Raw genomic sequence first — 20,001 nt, 5'->3', positions numbered from 1 at the left:
CGGAGGCACACGCCAGCGAAGGAGCACCCATGCGGAACGGCAAGGCAGTCCAGTACGACCGGTACGGCGACTTCAGCGTGGTCGAGCTCGTCCCGCAGGAGAAGCCGACGGCTGGCCCCGGCGAGATCGTCGTCGAGATCGTCGCCGCCGGGCTGAACCACATCGAGCGCTTCCTGCGCGAGGGGAAGCTCCGGGACCACATCGAGCTCGAGTTCCCGGCACGGCAGGGCGTCGACTTCGCCGGCATCGTCCGGGCGCGGGGCGACGGCGTGAAGGACCTGCGGGTCGGTGACGAGGTCATGGGGCACGCACCCCAGGGCGGCTCGCACGCGAACTGGATCGCGGTGCCGCGTGGTGCCGTCATCAAGAAGCCCGAGTACGTCGGGTGGGAGGTCGCCGGTGGCCTGTACCTGGCCGGGTGCACGGCGGTGTCGGTGGTGCGATCGCTCCGCCTCGGACCGGACGACACCGTCGTCATCACCGCTGCAGCGGGCGGTGTCGGCCACATCGAGAGCCAGCTGGCGCACGACGCCGGTGCGACCGTGATCACCCTCGGCAGTGCGCGCAACCACGACTACCTGCGGCAGATCGGCACGCTGCCGGTCGTGTACGGCGAGGGCGAGGAGGACCGCATCCGAGCGATCGCGGACGGCCGACCGATCACCGCCTTCATCGACAACCACGGCGAGAGCAACGCCGAGCTCCTGGCGGATCGCCTGGGGGTCGGGGCCGAGCGCTTCGTGTCGTCGGACGAACGCCGCGACATCGAGCTCCGGTTCCTGCGCGCCCCGGCAGAGGACGAGGAGACCCAGGAACTCCTGACCCTGCTGGCGAAGGCCCTGCAGGAACGTCGCTTCCAGGTGCTCATCTCGGGCTTCTACCCGTTCGAGTACATCGTCGAGGCGTACGAGGACCTCGCCGAGATGAAGTCACGCGGCAAGGTCGTCATCGGGATGCAGACGGTCGAGACCGGGGCCCGGCTCGACTGGTACCGCTCCGAGAAGGCCCGCGACCTGCGGGACCGGTACGCGGATGCGCGCGGCTCGGAGGCGGAGACGATGGCGGGCGGCTCAGCGACCCCGGCGAGCTGACGGCGGTCGGGCCCGGCGGTCGGGCACGGCGGTCGGACCCGGCGGTCGGACCCGGCGGTCGGGCCCGGCGGTCGGGCCCGGCGGTCGGGCTCAGCTCAGGATGTCCTTCGAGGCGAACCGGCTGTACGCCAGCGCGCCGAACACGACGACGTAGCCGAGCTGCAGCAGCGCGTTCGACCCGAACGAGTCGAACGCGATCGGGTCGCGGAGCAGGTCGCCGAACCCCAGCCACTGGTGCGAGAACAGGTACGGGTGCAGCCAGTCGAGCTGGGGCAGCTGGTCGAGGACCTGGGAGGCCCCGGCCAGCACCACCGTCGCGGCCATCGCCCCGACCGGCACGTTCGTCAGTGTCGACGCGAACATGCCGATCGCCACGAGTCCGAGCATCGACATCGCCACGTACAGGGCGAGGAGCAGTGCCCGACCGGCGTACGACGCTCCGCCGACCTGGGTGCCGGACAGCAGGGTGACCGGACCGATCGGGAACAGCACGGCACCGATCGCCGCACCGACGAGCACCACGAGCAGCGTCGCTGCCAAGCAGAACGCGACCGCGCCGGCGAACTTGACCAGGATGAACCGCACCCGGCCGGTCGGGGCGACGAGCAGGTAGCGGATGGTGCCGTGGCTGGCCTCGCCCGCGACGGTGTCGCCCGCGACCACGCCGACCGTGAGCGGCAGGAACAGCGGGATCGACACCGTCAACGCGGTGAACGCCACGAACAGGCCGTTGTTGGTGATGTCGCCGAGGAACGCCGGGCCGCCGTCGTCACCGTCGGTCGTCAGCTTCACGGCGACCGCGATCAGGATGGGGACGAGCGCGAGCGCCCCGAGCATCGCCCAGGTCCGGCGGCGGCGGAACACCAGCGCGAGTTCGGAGCCGAGCAGGGCGAAGGGACGCTGGCGGCGCGGTGTCCCGGCATCGGCCTCGGCGTCGGGCAGTGCACGGGCAGTGTCAGGCAGCGACATCGAAGCCCTCTCCGGTGAGCGCGACGAACAGGTCCTCGAGCGTGCCGCCGCCGACCGTCAGCCCACGGACGCGGACGTCGGCGCGGACGAGTTCGGCGGTGATGGTCTCGGGCAGCAGCTCGTGCGGCAGGTCGGCGACCAGGACGTCCGCGCCGCCGTCGTGGCGGGGAACGAGCCCGAGCCGGCTCAGCACGCTGCCGGCCTGCCCGACGTCGGGCGTGCGGACGGTCACGGTGCGCGCCCCGGCCGAACGGAGTTCGTCGAGTTCGCCCTGTGCCACGAGCTTGCCGGTGCGCATCACCGCGGCGTGGGTGCAGACCTGCTCGATCTCGGCGAGCAGGTGACTCGACACGAACACCGTCGTGCCGTCGTCCGCCAGGGACCGGATGAGGTTGCGGACCTCGCGCGTGCCCTGCGGGTCGAGGCCGTTCGTCGGTTCGTCGAGCACCAGCAGGTCGCGCGGGGACAGCAGGGCGTTGGCCAGGCCGAGCCGTTGCTTCATGCCGAGCGAGTACGCGTGCGCCTTCTTGTCCGCCGCGTGCGTCAGGCCGACCCGGTCGAGGGCACTGGCCACGCGGGCCGAGCGGGTGCGCGGGTCCGACGTGGGGTCCGCCGCGTCGAAGCGCTGCAGGTTCGCGCGCCCGGACAGGTACGGGTAGAAGGCCGGCCCCTCGACCAAGGCACCGACGCGCGGCAGCACCTGGTGGAGCGCCTTCGGCATCGACTGGCCGAGCACCTCGATCGTGCCGCCGGTCGCGCTCGACAGCCCGAGGAGCATCCGGATCGTGGTCGTCTTGCCGGAGCCGTTCGGCCCGAGGAACTCGAACACCGCACCGCGCGGCACCGACAGGTCGATGCCGTCGACGGCGCGTTGCTTGCGGAAGACCTTCTGGAGGCCCGTGGTGCGGATCGCGAGGTCCGTGCCCGTGGTCGGACGGGTCGGGTCCACGGCGGCTGGGTCCGTCGTGCGCGCGGGTTCCGGTGTGCTCACTTCGCGGCGGCGACCAGCGACGACACCGGCACGGCGCCGGCGAGGACCCGGCCGTCGTCGGTCAGGTAGACCGACACGAGCGAGGTCTGGACGGCACGGCCGCCGTCGACGGCCTTCGTGAGCTGGCCGAGCAGGCCCGACGCCTCGTCGCCGAGGGACGACTGGTCCACCGTGCGGGCGGGGAGCTCGGCGATCGTGCCCCAGCCCTCGCCCGTGAAGGTCGGCTCGTCACCGTCGTGCGCACCGCGGGCGTGGTCGCCCTTCGCGTGCGTACCGTGCTCGGCGTCGGACAGGTCCTTCTCGGTGACCTTCGCGTTCGACGGGGGCGTGAAGTCGAAGAGCCGCGCGGCCGGGGCGCCGTAGTCGAGGCTCGTGAACCCGACCTGCACCGCGGAGTCGTCCTGCCCGGCGGCCTGGATCGTCGCGCGCAGCGGGAGTCCGGTCTGCTGGTCGACCGCCAGTCGGACGGTGCCGACCAGGGTGTCGGAGGACTTCGGCGTCAGCGTGATCTGCCAGGCGTCGTGACCCGCGACGCTGACCTCGATCGGCTTCGAGACCGTGGTGCTCGGGGTGATGGCGTCGATCGCCTGCTCGGCGATCTCGGTCGGCGTGGTGGTGCCGTCCTGCGGGTCCTTCGCCGAGTCGGAGGGGAGGGTCACGTGGGTGGCCGTGCGCTCCTTCGAGTCCCAGGTCCAGACCTCGGATCCGTTGCGGACCACGTCCTGCTCGGCGAGCTGCTGTGTCAGCTGGACACGCTGCTTGTCGGGGCCGTCGACGTACACGCGGGCGGTGTGCGATGCGGTGAGCAGCCCGAGCACGTCCGAGGCGTCGCCCTCGAGCGAGGAGCCGCCGGAACCGGTCGGCAGTTCGGGGAGTCCGAGGTCGCTCGACTGCGAGAGCTTGCCGGAGTACTGCGCGTCCGAGGACTTCGCGATGCTGGCGATGACGTCGGCCGCGGTCGGGTTCGTCCCCGCGATCGGGTCGTTCGCCGCGTTCGCGATCATCGGGGCGGCGACGGCGCCGGCGACGACCACCGGCGCGATGACTGCTGGCAGCCAGGCTGACTTCTTCATCGGGTTCCCCTCGTGGAGCATCGGAGTCGTGAGTACGGTACGTCCGGCCCCCGACAGGACGCTGGGCGTCGACGGATCGCGATCGTTCGTAGACTCGGGAGGCGACCGACGGCGGTCGTGTGGCGGCGAAGGAGGCGGCATGCGGGCGGTGCTCGGTCTGGACATCGGGACGTCGAGCACGAAGGCGCTGCTGGCCCGGTTCGACGGCACCGTGATCGCCGAGGTGAGCCGCCGACACGACGTCGACCGTCCGGCCCAGGGTCTGGTCGAGATGGATGCGGCCGTGTGGTGGGACGAGTTCACGACGTTGACGCACGAGCTCCTCGCGCTCGTCCCCGATGCCGACGTGCAGGCGGTGGGGGTGAGCGGCATCGGCCCCTGCGTCCTGCTGACCGACGACGCGGGTGATCCGCTGCGCCCGGCGGTCCTGTACGGCGTCGACACCCGGACGGCCGACCTGCTCGACGAGGTCACGGCCGAGCTCGGGGGCGAGGACACGATCCGCGCCCGGTGTGGCTCCGGGCTGAGCACCCAGGCGGCCGGGGCGAAGCTCGCGTGGCTTGCCCGGCACGAGCCCGACGTCTGGGCGAGTGCGGCCCGGTTCACGATGCCGGCGTCCCGCGTGGTCGAGCTGCTGACGGGGGAGTACGTCCTCGACCACCACTCGGCCAGCCAGACCACGCCGCTCTACGACGTCCACGAGAACACCTGGATCGCCGAGTGGTGCGAGCAGCTCGCGCCCGGCATGCCCCTGCCGCGGCTGCTGTGGTCCGGCGACCAGGCGGGCGTGGTGACGCGCGAGGCGGCCGCGGCCACGGGCCTCCCGGTCGGCATCCCCGTGACGGCCGGGACCATCGACGCGTGGGCGGAGGGCGTGAGCGTCGGGGAGTCCGTGCCGGGCCGGATGTTCCTGCAGTACGGCACCACGATGTTCATGATCGCGCCGACCGCCGAGCCGACGCCGGTGCCGGGCATGTGGACGACGGTCGGGACGCACCCGGGGCAACCGAGCGTGTCGGGTGGGATGGCGACCTCCGGGGCGATCACCGACTGGCTGCGTCGGCTGGTCGACGGCGAGTGGCCGACGATGCTCGAAGAGGCTCGGTGCGCCGGGATCGGCGCGAACGGGCTGCTGATGCTGCCGTACTTCGCGGGGGAGCGGACGCCCATCGCCGATCCGGACGCGCGCGGGGTGATCGCCGGGCTGACGGTGCGGCACACGCGTGGGGACATCTACCGGGCGACGCTCGAGGCGACGGCCTACGCGGTGCGGCACAACATCGAGGTGCTGCGTGCGGCCGGGGTCGAGGTCCGCGAGCTCGTCGGGGCCGGCGGCGGGTTGCTCGGACGGCTCTGGCCGACGATCGTGTCGGACGTCACCGGGCTGCGGCAGACAGTGCCGAGCGTGACGATCGGGGCGTGTTACGGCTCGGCGTTCCTGGCGGCGCAGCTCGTGGCCGAAGCGGGCGACCCCGTCGACATCACCGCGTGGAACCCGCCGGCCACCGTCATCGAGCCCGACCCCGTCGCGACGGCGGCCTACGAGCCCGGGTACCGCGACTACCGCGAGCTCTACGAGGCGACGAAGGCCGTCGTGCACCGGCTGGCCGCGCGCAGCTGACCGTTCGACCCCGCGCAACGGACACAGCACCGCGCAGGTGCACGGTGCTGTGTCCGGAACCTGGTTCCGCGGGAGTGCGCTCGCGCCTACGCCGGGGCGTCGACGCCGGCCGGGGCGCTGCCGTCGTACTCGCAGATGGCCTGGACCTTCGACGCGCTGGCGCTGGAGCGGTCGAACTCGTAGCCCAACCACTCGCGAGCCATCCGGCGCGCGACCTCGACGCCGACGACGCGCTGGCCCATGCAGAGGACCTGGGCGTCGTTCGACAGGACCGAACGCTCGACGCTGAACGAGTCGTGCGCCGTGACGGCCCGGATGCCGGGGACCTTGTTCGCCGCGATCGCGACACCGAGTCCGGTGCCGCAGATCAGGATCGCGCGGTCGGCCTCACCGTTCGCCACGAGTCGCGCCGCGTCGACGGCCACGTGCGGGTACGCGGTGTGCCCGTCCGCGTCGACACCGACGTCGACGACCGACGCCACCCGCGGGTCGGCCTGCAGGTCCTGCTTGATGATCTCCTTGTAGTCGAACCCGGCATCGTCCGAGCCGATCACGAGACGGTACGTCATGCGTGTGTTCCTTCCAGTTCGTTCGCACGGGCAGCGAGGACCTCGCCGACCCGCGTGAGGATCATCCCCATCGAGGTGGCACCCGCGTCGGGTGTCCCCAGGCTCTTCTCCGCCAGCGGTCGGGCGCGCCCGACCTTCGGCGTGAGGTCGGCTGTCTTGTCGGCCTCGTCACGAGCGACTTCCGCTGCAGCCTGCCACGCGTCGGTGAGCGAGGAGCCAGCCGACACCGAGGTCCGCAGTGCATCCACGAACGGCAGCAGTGCGTCGAGCAGCGTCTTGTCCCCGCGGGACGCTCCGCCCAGGTGGACGATCGAGTCGGCGAAGGCCTGCGCGGCCTCGACGACGTCGGACGCCTCGTACGCGGAACGGTCGTCGCGCAGCGACCGTCCGAAGGCCTCGAGTGCCGCACCCCACAGGACGCCGGAGGTGCCGCCCGCGAACTCAGCCCACGCGTCACCGGCGCGTCCGAGGACGAAGGCGACCCCTGCCTCCTGGCCGGCCCGGTCGACCGCCTTCCGGGCCGCGCCGATCCCCTTGACCATGCCGCGTCCGTGGTCGCCGTCGCCGGCGACGGCGTCGATGCGGCCGAGCTCCTGCTCGTGCTCCCGCAGGAGCGCGTCGATCGCCTCGATCGCGTCGCGTGCCGTCTGCGCGGCCTGCCGGGAGGCATCACTCGCGTCCGGTACGGCCGTCGCCTCGTCCTCGGCGTCGTCCACGGCGTCGGCCGGCAGCAACGCCGCGATCGGCGCGGCAGCCTTGCGGTAGGCCGGCGTGTAGGTGTCGGCGCGCCACAGGGGGTCGAGCTCGTCGTCGAGCCACTGCAGGGTCAGCGAGCAGCCGCCCATGTCGAGGCTCGTGACGAGTTCGCCGACCTCGGGTTCGACGATCTCCGAGGCCGGCGTCCTGCAGCAGCGGGAGCACGCGTCCCCAGAGCAGGAACAGTTCCTCGTACTTCGTGTCGCCGAGGCCGTTCAGGATCGGGGCGACCCGGGTGCCCGCGCTCGCCGGTCGGTCGGCGAGCAGCCGTTCGACGAGCAGCGCCGCGAGTTCGGTGGCGCGGAGCAGTGGGACGTCCTCGATGCCGGGTTCACCGTGGATGCCGAGCCCGAGTCCGAGGTGGCCGTCGGGCACGGTGAAGAGCGGCTCGGTCGCGCCGGGCATGGTGCACCCGGAGAACGCGACACCGATCGTGCGGGTGGCGGCGTTGCTGGCGTTGCCGAGGCGCTCGACCTCGTCGAGGTCCGCGCCCGCGGCGGCTGCGGCACCCATCGCCTTGAACACCGAGAAGTCCCCGGCGATGCCACGGCGCTTCGACTCCTCGTCGGCGCTCGCGATGTCGTCCGTGACCACGACGATCCGGGTGTCGATGCCCTCGGCACGCAGCCGCTCGGCGGCGAGCCCGAAGTTCATCGTGTCACCGGCGTAGTTGCCGAACGACAGCACGACGCCCTTCCCCTGGTCGGCCGCCTTGGCGACCGAGTACACCTGCGCGGTGGACGGCGAGGTGAAGACGTTGCCGACGACGGCGCCGGTGGCGAACCCCGGGCCGACGATCCCGCAGAACGCGGGGTAGTGGCCGGAACCGCCGCCGACGACCACCGCGACCTGGGGTTCTGCGCCCTCGGTGGGCAGGGTGACGACGCCGCCGTGGACGCCGCGGACGCGGTCGGCGTAGAGCGCGAGCCAGCCAGCGAGCTGGTCCTCGGCGAACTCGTCGGGGGCGTCGTGGATCGTGGTCATGCTGGAGTCCTTCAGTGGGAGGTACGGGTGCCCTGCGGCACCTTGAGGAAGTGGATCATCACGAACGCGCAGGCGTACAGACCGACGAACGTCCAGGTCGCGGCCTGACCGCCACCGCCGAGCGCGAAGACCGCGGCGACCACACCGGTGCCGAGGAACGCCGCACCACCGGCCGCCGTCGTGTACATCGCCATCGCGGCGCCCTTGTGCTCGGGGGCGAGCGCCGGCATGATCGCGCCCATCGGCACGAAGCCGGCGAGCAGGCAACCGAACACGCAACCGGCGACGACGGAGAGCACGTAGCCCCAGTCCGACCCGGCGGGGACGAGCTGCGGGACGTACCACCAGGCGATGAGGCCGAGGGCGGACCCGACGATGCCGAACCACTTGACGGTGCGCTGCCAGCCGATCTTGTCGCCGACCCAGCCGAACAGCGCGTTCACCAGGATGTTCGTCGCGTAGACGCACACGGTCATGAGCAGCCAGCGGCTCTGGCCCCACCCGCGCTCGTTCGCGATCACGGCGGGCAGGACGACGAACATGCCGAACTCGGGCGCGGTGTTGATCAGGCGGACCAGGAAGCCCATCAGGATCTTCGGCCGGGTGACGGTCAGGCGGATGCCGCTCGTCAGCACCTGCAAGGCGCTCTCGCCGGCCGGGGCGATGCGGGAGAACCCGTTCGGCAGCCGGACGCCGAACAGCATGATGAGGAACCCGATCACGACCAGGCCGATCGAGGCGACCATCGCGCCGGTCTCACCGATCGTGCCGCCGCCGAACACCGGGATGGCGCCGATCGCGAAGAGCGAGCCGAGGGTCGGCAGGCCGCCGGTGAAGGCGACGTAGAACCAGCCGACGGCCGACCCGTTCCGCTCGACCGGGGTGGTGATGTTCACCCAGACCAGGAACGCGAACGCGAAGAGCGGGTAGCCGAAGCCGCGGACGGCGTAGGCGACGGCCGCGAACGGCACGCTGCCGATGTTCAGCGCGAGCAGGAACAGCACCTCGAAGACGACCCAGACGGCAAACCCGAGGATCATCACCCGGCGCGGCCCGATCAGGTCGGAGAGGGCGCCGGAGACGTAGCTGCCGATCAGGGCGGCGAGGCTGTAGAAGGTCACGATGGTCGCGACGGTGGCCTCGGGGCTGCCGAGGACCGCGACCATGTGCGGGGTGATGAAGTTCGACTCGACACCGTTCCCGGTCATGAAGACCAGGACGGCGACGAACCCGAGGGCGAGCGGGCGGGGGATCCCCATCCGGTCGAGGCGGCCCTCGGCGCGAGGGTCGTGGGCGCACCGGTGGCGCGCTGTGTCGTCGTTGACATGCTTGCTGACTCCAGGGGTCGGTGGGCTCAGGCCTGCAGGGACGGGAGGATCGAGACCTTGACGCTCGCGCCGGCGGAGTCGCCGACCAGGTCGAGGGCCTCTTGGAACCGCTCGAGCGGGAACTGGTGCGTGCAGATCTCCGACATCGGCAGGGTCTCGGCCTCGAGCAGCTTGATCGCCGCCGGCCAGGTGTGCGGGCCGAGGTGGGCACCCCGGACGTCGAGCTCCTTGTCGTCCGAGATGATCGACCAGTCGACGGAGACGGCGTCCTTGAACACCGAGTACTCGACGAAGGTGCCGAGCTTGCGCAGCAGGTTGAGGCCCTGGGGGACCGCGGACGGGTGGCCGGTCGCCTCGATGTAGACGTCGGCGCCGTACCCGTCGGTGAGCTCCTTGACCCGGGCGACCGCGTCGTCCTCGGCGATGTTGATCGTCAGGTCCGCGCCGACCTTGCGGGCCAGCTCGAGCTTCGCCTCGACCACGTCGAGCGCGATGATCCGGAGCGGGTTCTTCTGTCGAGCACCGGCGATGGCGGAGAGGCCGATCGGCCCGGCGCCGGCGATCACGACGGTGTCGCCGAACTTGATGTCTCCGCGCTCGACGGCGTGGAAGGCGCAGGACAGCGGCTCGGCGAACGCGGCGACCTGACCGGGCAGGGCGCTCGACACCGGGTGGGTCAGGGCCTTGGCGGGGACGAGGACGTACTCGGCCATCGCGCCGTCGTAGCCCTTGAACCCGAACATGTCGTGGACGTTGCACATCCAGTACGCGCCCTCGAGGCAGTAGCGGCACTCCCAGCACGGCACGATCTGCTCGCACGCGATGCGGTCGCCGAGCGAGACCTTCCGCTTCGCCAGGGTGTCGTCGTCGCCGGACACGATCGTGCCGACGAACTCGTGCCCGGGGATGCGGTCCGTCTCGGCCCAGGCGGCGCGGTTCTCGTCACCCCAGAACTTCGCGGCGCCGTGGTAGCACTTCAGGTCGCTCGCGCAGATGCCGACGGCGTCGGTGCGGAGGAGGAGCTCGCCGGGGCCGGGCGTCGGTACGGGGCGTTCCTCGAGCCGGTAGTCGCCCGGGCCGTGGACGACGACGGCTCGCATCGTCGTGGGGATGGTCGTGGTGGCGGTCGTGGCCGCGTTCTCGGTCGTCGTCGACATGCGCTGCTCCTTCGTTGGATGGCTTCGGCGACGACTGTACACCTCGCAGAACGTTTGTCCAGAACACAATTTCTGCTAGGTTCGACCCGACGCAAAGGAGCGAACATGACGACCAGCACCACCACCGACTTCGCCGCGGCCCTGCGCCCGGGCCCGGACACCGTCGACCTGACGAACGACTTCACCGGCCGCACCGCGGTGGTGACCGGCGGCGCGTCCGGCATCGGGAACGCCATCGCTCGGGCTCTCGCCGGACGGGGTGCGCGGGTCGCGATCGTCGACGTCCGTGCCGACGGCGCCACGGCGGCGGCGGCCGGCTGCCGGGCGCGGGCCTCCATGCCGGGTTCGGCTGCGACGTGACGGACGAGACGTCCGTGGCGCGCACCGTCGCCGACGTCGTCGCGCACTTCGGTCGCGTCGACGTGCTCGTCAACTGCGCCGGGATCGCCGCCCTCGCTCCGGCGGACGAGCTGTCCGCCGAGACCTGGTCGAGGACGATCGACGTCAACCTGACCGGCACCTTCCGCGTCGCCCAGGCCGTCGGCCGGCACATGCTCGCCGCCGGGTACGGGCGCGTGGTGAACATCGCCTCGCAAGCCGCGCACGTCGGCATCGACGGGCACGCCGCCTACTGCGCCTCGAAGGCGGGCGTCATCGGCCTCACCCGGGTCCTCGCGCTCGAGTGGGGCGGGCGCGGCGTCACCGTGAACACCGTGTCGCCGACCGTCGTGCTCACCGACCTGGGCCGTGCCGCGTGGGCGAACGAGAACGGCATCCGGCACCAGGACGAGATCCCCACCGGCCGCTTCGCCACCCCCGACGAGATCGCCGCCGCGGTGCTGTTCCTGGCGGGGAGTCGAGCGCGATGGTGAACGGCGCCGACCTCCGGGTGGACGGCGGGTTCACGATCCGCTGACGTGTGCCAGGGATACGATCGGCGCATGTCCGCCGAGAACCCTGCCGCCGAGGGTGCCCGGACCCGGTTCCCGCTCGACACCGTGTACCAGGCGGCGCGGATGTACTACCTCGAGGACGCCACCCAGGTCGAGATCGCTTCGCGCCTCGGTGTCTCGCGTCCGACGGTGTCGCGGCTCGTGGCCGAGGCGCGCAAGGCCGGACTCGTCCGCATCGAGGTCGTCGACCCGTTCCAGGACGAGACCGTCGCGCTCGCCGAACGGCTGCAGGTCGTGCTCGGCATCCGAGCGGTGCACCTGGCCGCCGTCACGCACACCGCCACGCTCGGCGCCGACCTCGCCGCACCCCTCGCCGCTGCGGTCGAGGGCATGGGGCTCGTCCCGGGTGACGCCGTCCTGATGTCGTCGGGCCGCACGGTGTACGACGTCGCACACGCCGGCATGCCGAGCCTGCCCGGCGTGCAGCTCGTCCCGACGGTGGGCGGGCAGGCCGACCCGATGCCGTGGTTCCAGACGAACGAGATCACCCGGACCGCCGCGGAGCACTCCGGAGCGATCCCCGCCTTCCTGTTCGCGCAGGCGCTGCCATCGCCCGCGATGCGCTCCTCCCTCGACGAGGACCCGGCCTTCCAGCACGTCGTCGGGCTCTGGGGTCGGGCGAAGGGTGCGATCCTCGGCATCGGGGCGCCGACCCCGACGCGCGACGCGCTGGCACGGGGCGTCCCCGTCGAGGACGCCGCGTTCGACCACGCTGCTGGTGACGTCTGCCTCAACTTCTACGCCGCGGACGGTTCGCCCATCGAGTTCCCCGGCAGTGACCGGATGGTCCGGACCTCACGCGAGGTCCTGTCCGGTGTGCCGCACGCCGTGGGCGTGGCCGTCGGCGCCGCCAAGGTCGGCAGCATCGTCGGCGCGGTGCGCGGAGGGCTCGTCAACGAGCTGGTGTCGGACGCCGCGACGGCCCGCGCCCTGCTCGACGCGCTCGCCTGAGCGGTCTGCTCGGCGCCTGGCAGGTGCGCGTTCCTTCCCAGAACGGGTGCGGTGGAAAGCGCTTTCGGGCATACCTGGTCGTTTCTTCGGGGCAGGTACGCCCGATTCCGGCAGGTACGCCCGAACCTGGTGCGTGCGCCGCACGTCCCAGAGGTGGTGGACGGGGTCGTGCGCGTAGTACGTCGCGAGGCTCGCGACGGTGAAGGCACTGCCGTCCGACCGCAGCCCGGTGCGCTCGAGCTGGTCGTCACGGACCTCGTCGAACGCCCGCGCTGCCCGGTGTGCGGCCTCGCCGAGCTCCCGGACGACGACGGCCGGGTCCTGCTCGCCGTACTGGTCCTGGACCGCGGTGGCGTCCTGGTCCCAGTTCGGGAACGTCGGGGCGTCCTCGGCGAGCATCAGGGCGAGCCGCTCGGTCATCTTCCGGTGTACGTCGCGCACGTGGGCGCCGTACTCGAGTGCCGACCAGGTGTGGTCGTCGGGACGCTCGCGCACGTCGGCCCGGCCGAGTTCGGTCGGCCACGCGGTCGTGTTCGCGTCGATGATCCCCGGCACGTCGCGGATCGACACCGTGGTGCCGTCGTAGCCGCACTCGGGGCAGGTGCCCTCGATGACCCAGGTCCAGCTCTTCGTCTCGGGTTCGATCGCCATGCGCCGATGTTATGTCCTCGTTACTCAGCCTGGCGGATCCGCAGACGCATGCGGATCGGGCACTCCCCCGTTCGGGTGACACGCCGCTGCCTGAGAATCACCGGCCAATGACATTTCGGTTGCTCGGTAACGTCGCTCGCTGTTCCCGAGCCGGTCTCCACCGGCTCGAGCCGGTCCCTGCCGGCTCGTCACGATCCTCGAGGAGAGACATGGGCTCCGATCCCAGCCACACCCCGACCCGGCCGCACCGACGTCTGCGTGAGAGCGACGTCACCGTGGTCGACAAGAGCATGATGCGCCGCGCGGTGAGCGGCATGGTCGTCGGCAACACGATGGAGTGGTACGACGTCGGTGTCTACGGCTACCTGGCGGTCACGATGGGGAAGGTCTTCCTGCCGACCGCCGAGCCTGCCGTGCAGATCCTGTTCAGTCTCGGTGTCTTCGCTGCGACGTACATCGCCCGGCCGCTCGGCGGCATCGTCTTCGGCCGTCTCGGCGACCGCATCGGGCGCCAGAAGGTGCTCGCGACGACGCTCATCATGATGGCGGCGTCGACGTTCCTCATCGGAGCGCTGCCCGCCTACGCGACGATCGGGGTGTTCGCACCGATCGTGCTGGTCGTGTTGAAGCTGGCGCAGGGGTTCTCCACCGGCGGTGAGTACGCCGGCGCGACGACCTTCGTGACCGAGTACGCCCCGGACCGTCGCCGCGGGTTCTTCGCGAGCATCCTGGACTTCGGCAGCTACCTGGGCTTCGCGCTCGGTGCGACCGTGGTCTCGGTGCTGCAGATCACCCTCGGCGAGGACGCGATGGTGGCCTACGGCTGGCGCTTCCCGTTCCTGGCAGCCGGTGTGATCGGCGTCGTCGCGATCTGGTTCCGTCTGCGCATCGAGGAGTCGCCGGTGTTCCAGGCGACCCAGGCTGCGCAGGAGGCCGCGTCCGAGACCCGTGCGTCCTTCGACGGGGAGCGTCCCGCGAACGTGCTCGTGATGGTCCGGGACCACTGGCGGCCGATCGTCATCGCGATCATGCTCGTCGCGGCGTCGAACACCGTCGGGTACGCCCTGACCTCGTACATGCCGACCTACCTGACCGACTCGCTCGGGTACTCCCCGCTCGACGGCACACTGCTGACGATCCCGGTGCTCCTGCTGCTGGCGGTCATGCTCCCGCTCACCGGCAAGTTGTCCGACAAGCTCGGTCGACGCGTCGTGATGTGGATCGGTGCCGCGACGACCGTGGTGCTCGTGGTGCCGGCGTTCATGCTGATCGGGCACGGTGCGCAGTGGTCCACGCTGGCCGGACTCGGGCTGCTCGCACTGATGACCGCACTGTGGGTGTCGAACCAGGCTGCGTCGCTGCCGGCGCTGTTCCCGACCTCGACGCGGTACGGCGGCATGGGCTTCGCCTACAACATCGCCATCGCGGTCTTCGGTGGGACCACACCCTGATCGTGCAGGCGCTGCTGACCGTGACCGGGGACGAGCTCGCTCCCGCGTACTTCCTGATGGCGATGAGCGTCGTCGGTGCGATCGGCGTCTTCTGCATGAAGGAGTCCTCGCGGCGTCCGCTGCCGGGTTCGATGCCGGCGGTGGAGACCGAGGCCGAAGCGAAGGAACTCGTGCTCACGCAGGACACGAACCCGAACCTGGACCTGGGGGACCTGCCGTTCGCCGCCCAGGACGCTGCTGCCCGGGCCGCGGGCGACGCCGCCGAGGCCGAAGCCGTGCCGGCGCGCTGACCCTGGGGCGCTTGCGGGTCGCTCGACTCGGAACGACGAGGTCGATGTCGTACGACATCGGCCTCGTCGTTCGTTGCACGCGCGGGCTGTTGCACGGGAGTGGGAACGACATCGTGGTCGTCGCACGACGTCGAGGATGTCGTTCGGAGTCGGAGTCGGAGCAGCCGCTCCCGCCTCACTCGTGCCGGTGCTCCGACGCCGGGTCCACCGCCGGCCACACGGGGAACGGGTCCGCCCACCCGCGCCACAGGTCCGGCCCGGCCAGCAGCTCCGGCGGCGTGAGCAGTGCCCCGTCGAGGGCCCGTTCGATCGCCCGCACGTCGAGCCGCTCGCCGACGAACCACAGCGCCTGCCCGATCGGGGCGTCGGCGTCCCACGACGGGTTCGCGGTGGGGTCGAGCGCCAGCATCGCCCCGAAGCTGGACCACGAGCCGACGTGGTCCGGACGTGATGCCAGCCGGAAGAACCCCTTCGAGCGGAGCACTCGGCCCGAGGCCCCGGCGGCCAGGTCCCGCTCGATGACGGCTGCCAGTCGCCCGGGGTGGAACGGCAGCGGCTCCCGGTAGCGCATCGCGACCAGGTCGTCGCGGGCGTCCCGGCCGGTGTCGGCGCCGCTCGACAGGGCGCGCATCCACCCGGCACCCGAGGCCAGGACCCGAGCGGCCCCGCCGTTCGACGCGGGCAGGTCGCGCGCGGTCCGGAGTGCGGGCAGCGCCACGATCACGGCCTGCGGCGCGAGCCGGTGCAGCAGTGCGACCAGTGCGCGACGGCGGCGCAGGGACAGTGGCGCGAGACGGTCGAGCGCGATGACGGTCGCGTACTCGACGAGTGATGCGACCCGGTCGGCGGCCACGAAGGCGTCGTCGACGTCCGACCAGAGCAGGTGGGCGACGTCGTCGGCGCGCAGCACCCCGACCACGTGTCGGAGCACCCGGTCGTCGCCGGTCTCGCTCCGGGCGGCGTTCGCGAGCATCATGCCCACGGCGCGGGCGTCGGAGCCGGGTCGCAGGGTGACGACGAGGCCGTGGTCGGCGTCGGGGCCGCAGGCGCGGTCGAGGTGGTCGGCCCGCTCGGCGACCGCGCGGGCCGCGGCGAACGCACTCCCGTCGACGTGCATCCGGTGCCCGGTGGTGATCCGGGCGGCGACGCGGTCGGCGTCGGCCTCGTGGAGGGCGGTGACGAGGGTGATGGCAGCAGCACGCATGTCGGGTACCCTACCTGAAAACCGTTCTCAACAAGAGAACGCCGACGGAGGAGAACCATGAAGGTCCGCAACTCGCTCAAGGCACTCAAGAAGATCCCCGGCTCGCAGGTCGTCCGTCGCCGCGGCCGGGTCTACGTCATCAACAAGCAGAACCCCCGCTGGAACACCCGCCAGGGCTGACGTCGGCGGTGGTCCGTAGGGTGGATCCATGCGACTGCTGCTCATCCGCCACGGCCAGACCCCCGCGAACGTGAACGGTGTCCTCGACGCCGTGGTGCCCGGACCCGGACTGACCGAGCTCGGCCAGCAGCAGGCGGACGCCCTGCCGGCAGCCCTGGCCGACCGGGGCATCGAGCGGCTCTTCGCCTCGACCATGATCCGGACGCAGGTCACCGCGGCACCCCTGGCGGCGTCGCTCGGGCTCGAGCCCGTCGTGCTGCCCGGTCTGCGTGAGATCGAGGCCGGGGACACCCAGGGCAAGAGCGACACGGTGTCCGTGCAGCTGTACATCTCCACCGTGCACGGCTGGTCCGGCGGGGACCGCACGACCCGGATGCCGGGGGCGGAGAGCGGGCTCGAGTTCTTCGAGCGGTACGACGACGCCGTGCGGCAGATCGAGGCCACCGGCGTCGGCGTGGCGGCGGCGGTGAGTCACGGTGCGGCGATCCGTACCTGGGCGAGCGCGGCCGCCGACAACACCCCGGACCACTTCGGCACCAAGCGCCACCTGGAGAACACCGGCATCGTCGAGCTCGAGGGGTCCTTCGCCGACGGCTGGCACCTGGTCGACTGGGAGGGCGAGCCGATCGGTGGTGACCAGCTCATCGACCGGACCGCGCTGGACCCGACCGGCGAGCGCTACTCGACGCGCGATCGCGACCGGGCGAACGGAACGAGACCAGACGAACGACGGGAGGTGGGCCCCACCCGCCGGTACCGGCGCACCGCGCCAGCGGGGTGACGGCCGAGACGGGAGGGACGGTACCAGCTGGTACCGGGCCTCCCGTCCGGATGCGGTCGCGTCGACTACGCGAGCTGCGACGCCGACGCCTGTGCCGTTGCGGACGTCAGCGGCACGATCACGCGGTGCGCCTCGCGCAGCACGTCGAGCGTGCGCTGGACCTCGTCCGCGCGCTCCTCGGGCGTCCAGTCGAGCGCCCCGGCGAGCACGTCGGCCAGCTCGTCGAGCAGATCGATCGTGACACCGCCGACGAACGCGAGGTTCGTGCGGCGCAGCACCACGTCGACCAGGTGGACGGCCTGCTCGTGCTCGGCGAAGTACGCGACCTCGGCGCGGGTGAGCGACGGGTCGGACTCGAGCGCCTCGACGGGGCCGTCGGTCAGGACGTCCACGACCTCGGCCGCACGGGTGCCGTAGCGCTCCAGCAGACCCTCGACCAGGGACTCGTCCAGACCGTCACGGTGCGAGGTGATCCACAGGGCTCGCTGCGCGTCGGTGGTCGGGAACTCCTTGCCACCGCCGATCGCCATGCCGGTGGTGTCGACCTTGCGGGTCATCCCGAGCTTCGTGGTGGCCTCGGTCGACAGGTGTGCGGCGAGGGCCCGGAACGTCGTCCACTTGCCGCCGACGAGCGACAGCACGGTCGAGTCCGGCAGTCCGGCGATCTGGGTGTCCACGATCCGGTAGTCACGCGACACGAAGCCGGGGGCGGTGTCCTCGTGGCGGGGAGCGGGCGGATGCCGGAGTAGCTGTAGACGATGTGGTCGCGGGTGACGTCGATCTGCGGGAACACGTGCTGCACGAGCCCGAAGAAGTAGTCGATCTCCTCGTCGGTGGTCGTGACCGGCTTCGAGGGGTCGGCGTCGATGTCGGTCGTGCCGATGAGGACCCGGCCCTTGAGCGGGTAGATGAGGACGATGCGTCCGTCGTCGTTCTCGAAGAACAGTTCGCGGCCCTTGGTGGCCTCGAGCAGCTCGTCGTTCTGGACGACGATGTGGGAGCCCTTGGTGCCGCCCATGAACTTCGTCTCGCCGCCGAACGCCTCGTTCGTCAGGTCGGTCCAGGGGCCGGACGCGTTGATGACGACCTCGGCGGAGAACACGAACTCCTCGCCGGTCTCGCGGTCGCGCAACAGCACGCCACCGTCGCGGGTGCCGGCTGCCTCGACGTAGTTCGTCGCGCGGGCGGTCGCGGCGGAACCGGTCCCGGTGCCCGCGGCGATGCCGTCCTTGAGGACGTCGAGGGCCAGGCGCTCGGGCTCGTGCACGCTCGCGTCGTAGTAGGTGCCCGTGTACTTCAGGTCCTTGTTGAGGGCGGGCATGTCCTCGAGCGCGGCCTTCTTGGTGCGGAAGACGTGCTTCGGGACGGAGCCGCCGTCGCGCGAGAAGGAGTCGTAGATCGTCATGCCGATCTTGATGAGCATCGCGCCGCGCTCCTTGGTGGAGCGCTGCTTGTGCGTCAGCATGCGCAGCGGGGCGTTCATGATGCCGGAGAACGTCGAGAAGATCGGCATCGTCGTCTGCAGCGGCTTGACGTAGTGCGGGGCGATGCGGATGAGGCCGTTGCGCTCCTGGACGCTCTCGCGCACCAGGCGGAACTCACCGTTCTCGAGGTAGCGGATGCCGCCGTGGATCATGTGGCTCGACGCAGCGGACGCACCGGAGGCGTAGTCGCCGCGCTCGACCAGGGCGACGTCGACGCCCTGCAGTGCGAGGTCGCGGAACGTGGCGATGCCGTTGATGCCGCCGCCGACGACGAGGACCTGCGCGTTCGGGCGCTCGGTGAGGGCGGTCACCGTGTTCCGGGGCTGTGTCTTCTTCGACATGGTTCGTCGCTTCCTTCGTCGGTTCTCGTGGTCAGGATCGATCGTGCGCCGGTTTGGGAGGTCGGGCAACTCGCGTGCACGAACGTGCAGCACACGTGTCGTGCACTCGGATTCGGGGGCCGGGAGGCACGACAGGGGTTGCAGAGGCCGTGCACGTCCGTGCATGGTTGCGTTCGACAGATCGGAGCACCATGAGCGATGCGGCTCAGCCCATGCGCACGCAGCAGGCGCTGCGCGCCGCCCACCTGTACTACCTGCAGGACCTGACGATGGACGCCATCGCGGACGAACTCGCGACCTCGCGCTCCTCGGTGTCGCGCCTGCTGAAGTACGCCAGGGACACCGGTCTCGTCGACATCCAGATCCGCTCACCCCTCGACCAGGCGGCCGCGCTGAGCCGCAGCATCCGCTCGCGGTTCGGGGTGCACGCGCACGTCGTGCCGGTGCCGGACCACACGAGCGACGTCGACCGCCTGGAACGGGTCGCCCTGTCCGCCGCCCGGATCCTGACGCAGTACGTCGAGTCGAACATGGTGATCGGGATCTCGTGGGGCTCGACGGTGAGCGCGGTCAGCCGGTACCTGGTGCCGAAGACCACGCACGGGTCGACCATCGTGCAGATCAACGGCGCCGCGAACACCCGGACCACGGGCATCGTCTACGCCTCGGAGATCCTGCGGCGGTTCGGCGAGGCGTACGGCGCGTTCGTGCAGCAGTTCCCGGTGCCCGCGTTCTTCGACGACCCCGCCACGAAGGAGGCGCTGTTCCGCGAGCGCTCGATCCGCCGTGTGCTCGACCTGCACGAGCGGATGGACCTGGTCGTGTTCGGTGTGGGCGCCCCGCAGGCCCCGGTGCCGTCGCACGTGTACTCCGGCGGCTACCTCGACCCCGCGGACCGCGACGAGCTGACGAAGGCGCAGGTCGTCGGCGACGTCTCGACGGTGTTCTACCGGGCTGACGGGTCGTGGCGGGACATCGGCGTGAACGCGCGCGCCGGCGGGCCGGACCTCGACACCATCAAGCGCGCTCCGCGTCGGGTGTGCGTCGTCGCGGGCCGCTCGAAGGCGGCGTCGTTGCGGGGTGCGCTGGCGTCCGGGCTCGTCACGGACCTGATCCTGGACGAGAGCGTCGGGCAGGCGATCCTGCAGCCCTGAGTCAGGATGTGACCCGGTTCTG

The 20,001-nt window shown here is 71.2% G+C and carries 15 protein-coding genes and 4 pseudogenes; 9 read left to right on the top strand and 10 right to left on the bottom strand.

Annotation, left to right across the window (positions count from 1 at the left end):
• Window positions 1–29: 29 nt before the first annotated feature.
• A complete protein-coding gene (locus tag ACZZ0J_RS07280) occupies window positions 30–1,091 on the top strand; it encodes an NADP-dependent oxidoreductase (protein ID WP_463435988.1) in 1,062 nt (353 codons plus the stop codon).
• 90 nt (window positions 1,092–1,181) lie between these two features.
• Here the strand turns inward: ACZZ0J_RS07280 and ACZZ0J_RS07275 are convergent, their stop codons facing one another.
• From ACZZ0J_RS07275 to ACZZ0J_RS07265, 3 genes are read right to left on the bottom strand one after another with little or no spacing between them, the layout of a single operon-like run.
• A complete protein-coding gene (locus tag ACZZ0J_RS07275; protein ID WP_463435986.1) occupies window positions 1,182–2,060 on the bottom strand; it encodes an ABC transporter permease in 879 nt (292 codons plus the stop codon).
• Window positions 2,047–3,009 carry an ABC transporter ATP-binding protein gene (locus ACZZ0J_RS07270; protein WP_463435984.1) on the bottom strand — a complete coding sequence of 321 codons (963 nt, stop codon included), beginning with the start codon at window positions 3,007–3,009 and terminating at the stop codon, window positions 2,047–2,049. The genes ACZZ0J_RS07275 and ACZZ0J_RS07270 overlap by 14 nt, the downstream gene beginning before the upstream one ends.
• Window positions 3,010–3,047: 38 nt before the next feature.
• The gene (locus ACZZ0J_RS07265; RefSeq protein WP_463435982.1) at window positions 3,048–4,124 is read right to left on the bottom strand and encodes a LolA family protein; all 1,077 of its coding nucleotides are present in this window, start codon (window positions 4,122–4,124) and stop codon (window positions 3,048–3,050) included.
• A 139-nt stretch (window positions 4,125–4,263) separates the two neighbouring features.
• Between ACZZ0J_RS07265 and ACZZ0J_RS07260 the strand changes: the two genes are divergently transcribed.
• Window positions 4,264–5,745, top strand: coding sequence for an FGGY-family carbohydrate kinase (locus ACZZ0J_RS07260; protein WP_463435980.1), 1,482 nt, complete (start codon window positions 4,264–4,266; stop codon window positions 5,743–5,745).
• An 86-nt stretch (window positions 5,746–5,831) separates the two neighbouring features.
• On the opposite strand, the gene ACZZ0J_RS07255 is transcribed toward ACZZ0J_RS07260, so the two are convergent.
• The 4 genes and pseudogenes from ACZZ0J_RS07255 to ACZZ0J_RS07240 all read right to left on the bottom strand — a co-directional run bounded on the left by ACZZ0J_RS07255 (window position 5,832) and on the right by ACZZ0J_RS07240 (window position 10,539).
• The gene (locus tag ACZZ0J_RS07255) at window positions 5,832–6,314 is read right to left on the bottom strand and encodes a ribose-5-phosphate isomerase (protein ID WP_463435978.1); all 483 of its coding nucleotides are present in this window, start codon (window positions 6,312–6,314) and stop codon (window positions 5,832–5,834) included.
• A pseudogene (locus ACZZ0J_RS07250) lies at window positions 6,311–8,054 on the bottom strand (dihydroxyacetone kinase family protein). Before ACZZ0J_RS07250 ends, ACZZ0J_RS07255 begins: the two are co-directional and overlap by 4 nt.
• Window positions 8,055–8,065: 11 nt before the next feature.
• Window positions 8,066–9,313, bottom strand: coding sequence for an RbtT/DalT/CsbX family MFS transporter (locus ACZZ0J_RS07245; protein ID WP_463435976.1), 1,248 nt, complete (start codon window positions 9,311–9,313; stop codon window positions 8,066–8,068).
• Between the two features lie 95 nt (window positions 9,314–9,408).
• A complete protein-coding gene (locus ACZZ0J_RS07240) occupies window positions 9,409–10,539 on the bottom strand; it encodes a zinc-binding dehydrogenase (protein WP_123672438.1) in 1,131 nt (376 codons plus the stop codon).
• Between the two features lie 105 nt (window positions 10,540–10,644).
• Between ACZZ0J_RS07240 and ACZZ0J_RS07235 the strand changes: the two genes are divergently transcribed.
• From ACZZ0J_RS07235 to ACZZ0J_RS07225, 3 genes are all read left to right on the top strand, one after another.
• The gene (locus ACZZ0J_RS07235) at window positions 10,645–10,899 is read left to right on the top strand and encodes an SDR family NAD(P)-dependent oxidoreductase (protein ID WP_463435973.1); all 255 of its coding nucleotides are present in this window, start codon (window positions 10,645–10,647) and stop codon (window positions 10,897–10,899) included.
• A gap of 14 nt (window positions 10,900–10,913) precedes the next feature.
• Window positions 10,914–11,411, top strand: a complete 498-nt coding sequence (locus ACZZ0J_RS07230; RefSeq protein WP_463435971.1) for an SDR family oxidoreductase — start codon at window positions 10,914–10,916, stop codon at window positions 11,409–11,411.
• Between the two features lie 69 nt (window positions 11,412–11,480).
• On the top strand, window positions 11,481–12,443 hold the full coding sequence (locus ACZZ0J_RS07225) for a sugar-binding transcriptional regulator (RefSeq protein ID WP_194646582.1): 963 nt from the start codon (window positions 11,481–11,483) through the stop codon (window positions 12,441–12,443).
• A 159-nt stretch (window positions 12,444–12,602) separates the two neighbouring features.
• Here ACZZ0J_RS07225 and ACZZ0J_RS07220 read toward each other — a convergent pair.
• Window positions 12,603–13,094 (bottom strand): annotated as a pseudogene (locus ACZZ0J_RS07220) (DinB family protein); the annotation flags it as partial.
• 209 nt (window positions 13,095–13,303) lie between these two features.
• On the opposite strand from ACZZ0J_RS07220, the pseudogene ACZZ0J_RS07215 reads away from it, so the two are divergent.
• Window positions 13,304–14,835 (top strand): annotated as a pseudogene (locus tag ACZZ0J_RS07215) (MFS transporter).
• 175 nt (window positions 14,836–15,010) lie between these two features.
• Here the strand turns inward: ACZZ0J_RS07215 and ACZZ0J_RS07210 are convergent.
• Entirely contained in the window at window positions 15,011–16,039 is a 1,029-nt protein-coding gene (locus tag ACZZ0J_RS07210; RefSeq protein WP_463435968.1) for a CobW C-terminal domain-containing protein, read from the bottom strand.
• A gap of 57 nt (window positions 16,040–16,096) precedes the next feature.
• Here ACZZ0J_RS07210 and ykgO point away from each other — a divergent pair, with 57 nt between their 5' ends.
• Together ykgO and ACZZ0J_RS07200 are read left to right on the top strand one after the other, a co-directional pair.
• A complete protein-coding gene (gene ykgO / locus ACZZ0J_RS07205; RefSeq protein WP_022905672.1) occupies window positions 16,097–16,219 on the top strand; it encodes a type B 50S ribosomal protein L36 in 123 nt (40 codons plus the stop codon).
• Window positions 16,220–16,247: 28 nt separating this feature from the next.
• Window positions 16,248–17,000, top strand: a complete 753-nt coding sequence (locus ACZZ0J_RS07200; protein ID WP_463435964.1) for a histidine phosphatase family protein — start codon at window positions 16,248–16,250, stop codon at window positions 16,998–17,000.
• Between the two features lie 65 nt (window positions 17,001–17,065).
• Here the strand turns inward: ACZZ0J_RS07200 and ACZZ0J_RS07195 are convergent.
• A pseudogene (locus ACZZ0J_RS07195) lies at window positions 17,066–18,825 on the bottom strand (glycerol-3-phosphate dehydrogenase/oxidase).
• Window positions 18,826–19,016: 191 nt separating this feature from the next.
• Between ACZZ0J_RS07195 and ACZZ0J_RS07190 the strand changes: the two are divergent.
• Window positions 19,017–19,979, top strand: coding sequence for a sugar-binding transcriptional regulator (locus ACZZ0J_RS07190; protein ID WP_165901120.1), 963 nt, complete (start codon window positions 19,017–19,019; stop codon window positions 19,977–19,979).
• Window positions 19,980–20,001: the final 22 nt, after the last annotated feature.

It is taken from the genome of Curtobacterium sp. AC272 (assembly GCF_979258155.1).
The sequence above is the reverse complement of the archived record's forward strand: the minus strand, read 5'-3'. Positions and strand labels throughout refer to the sequence as shown.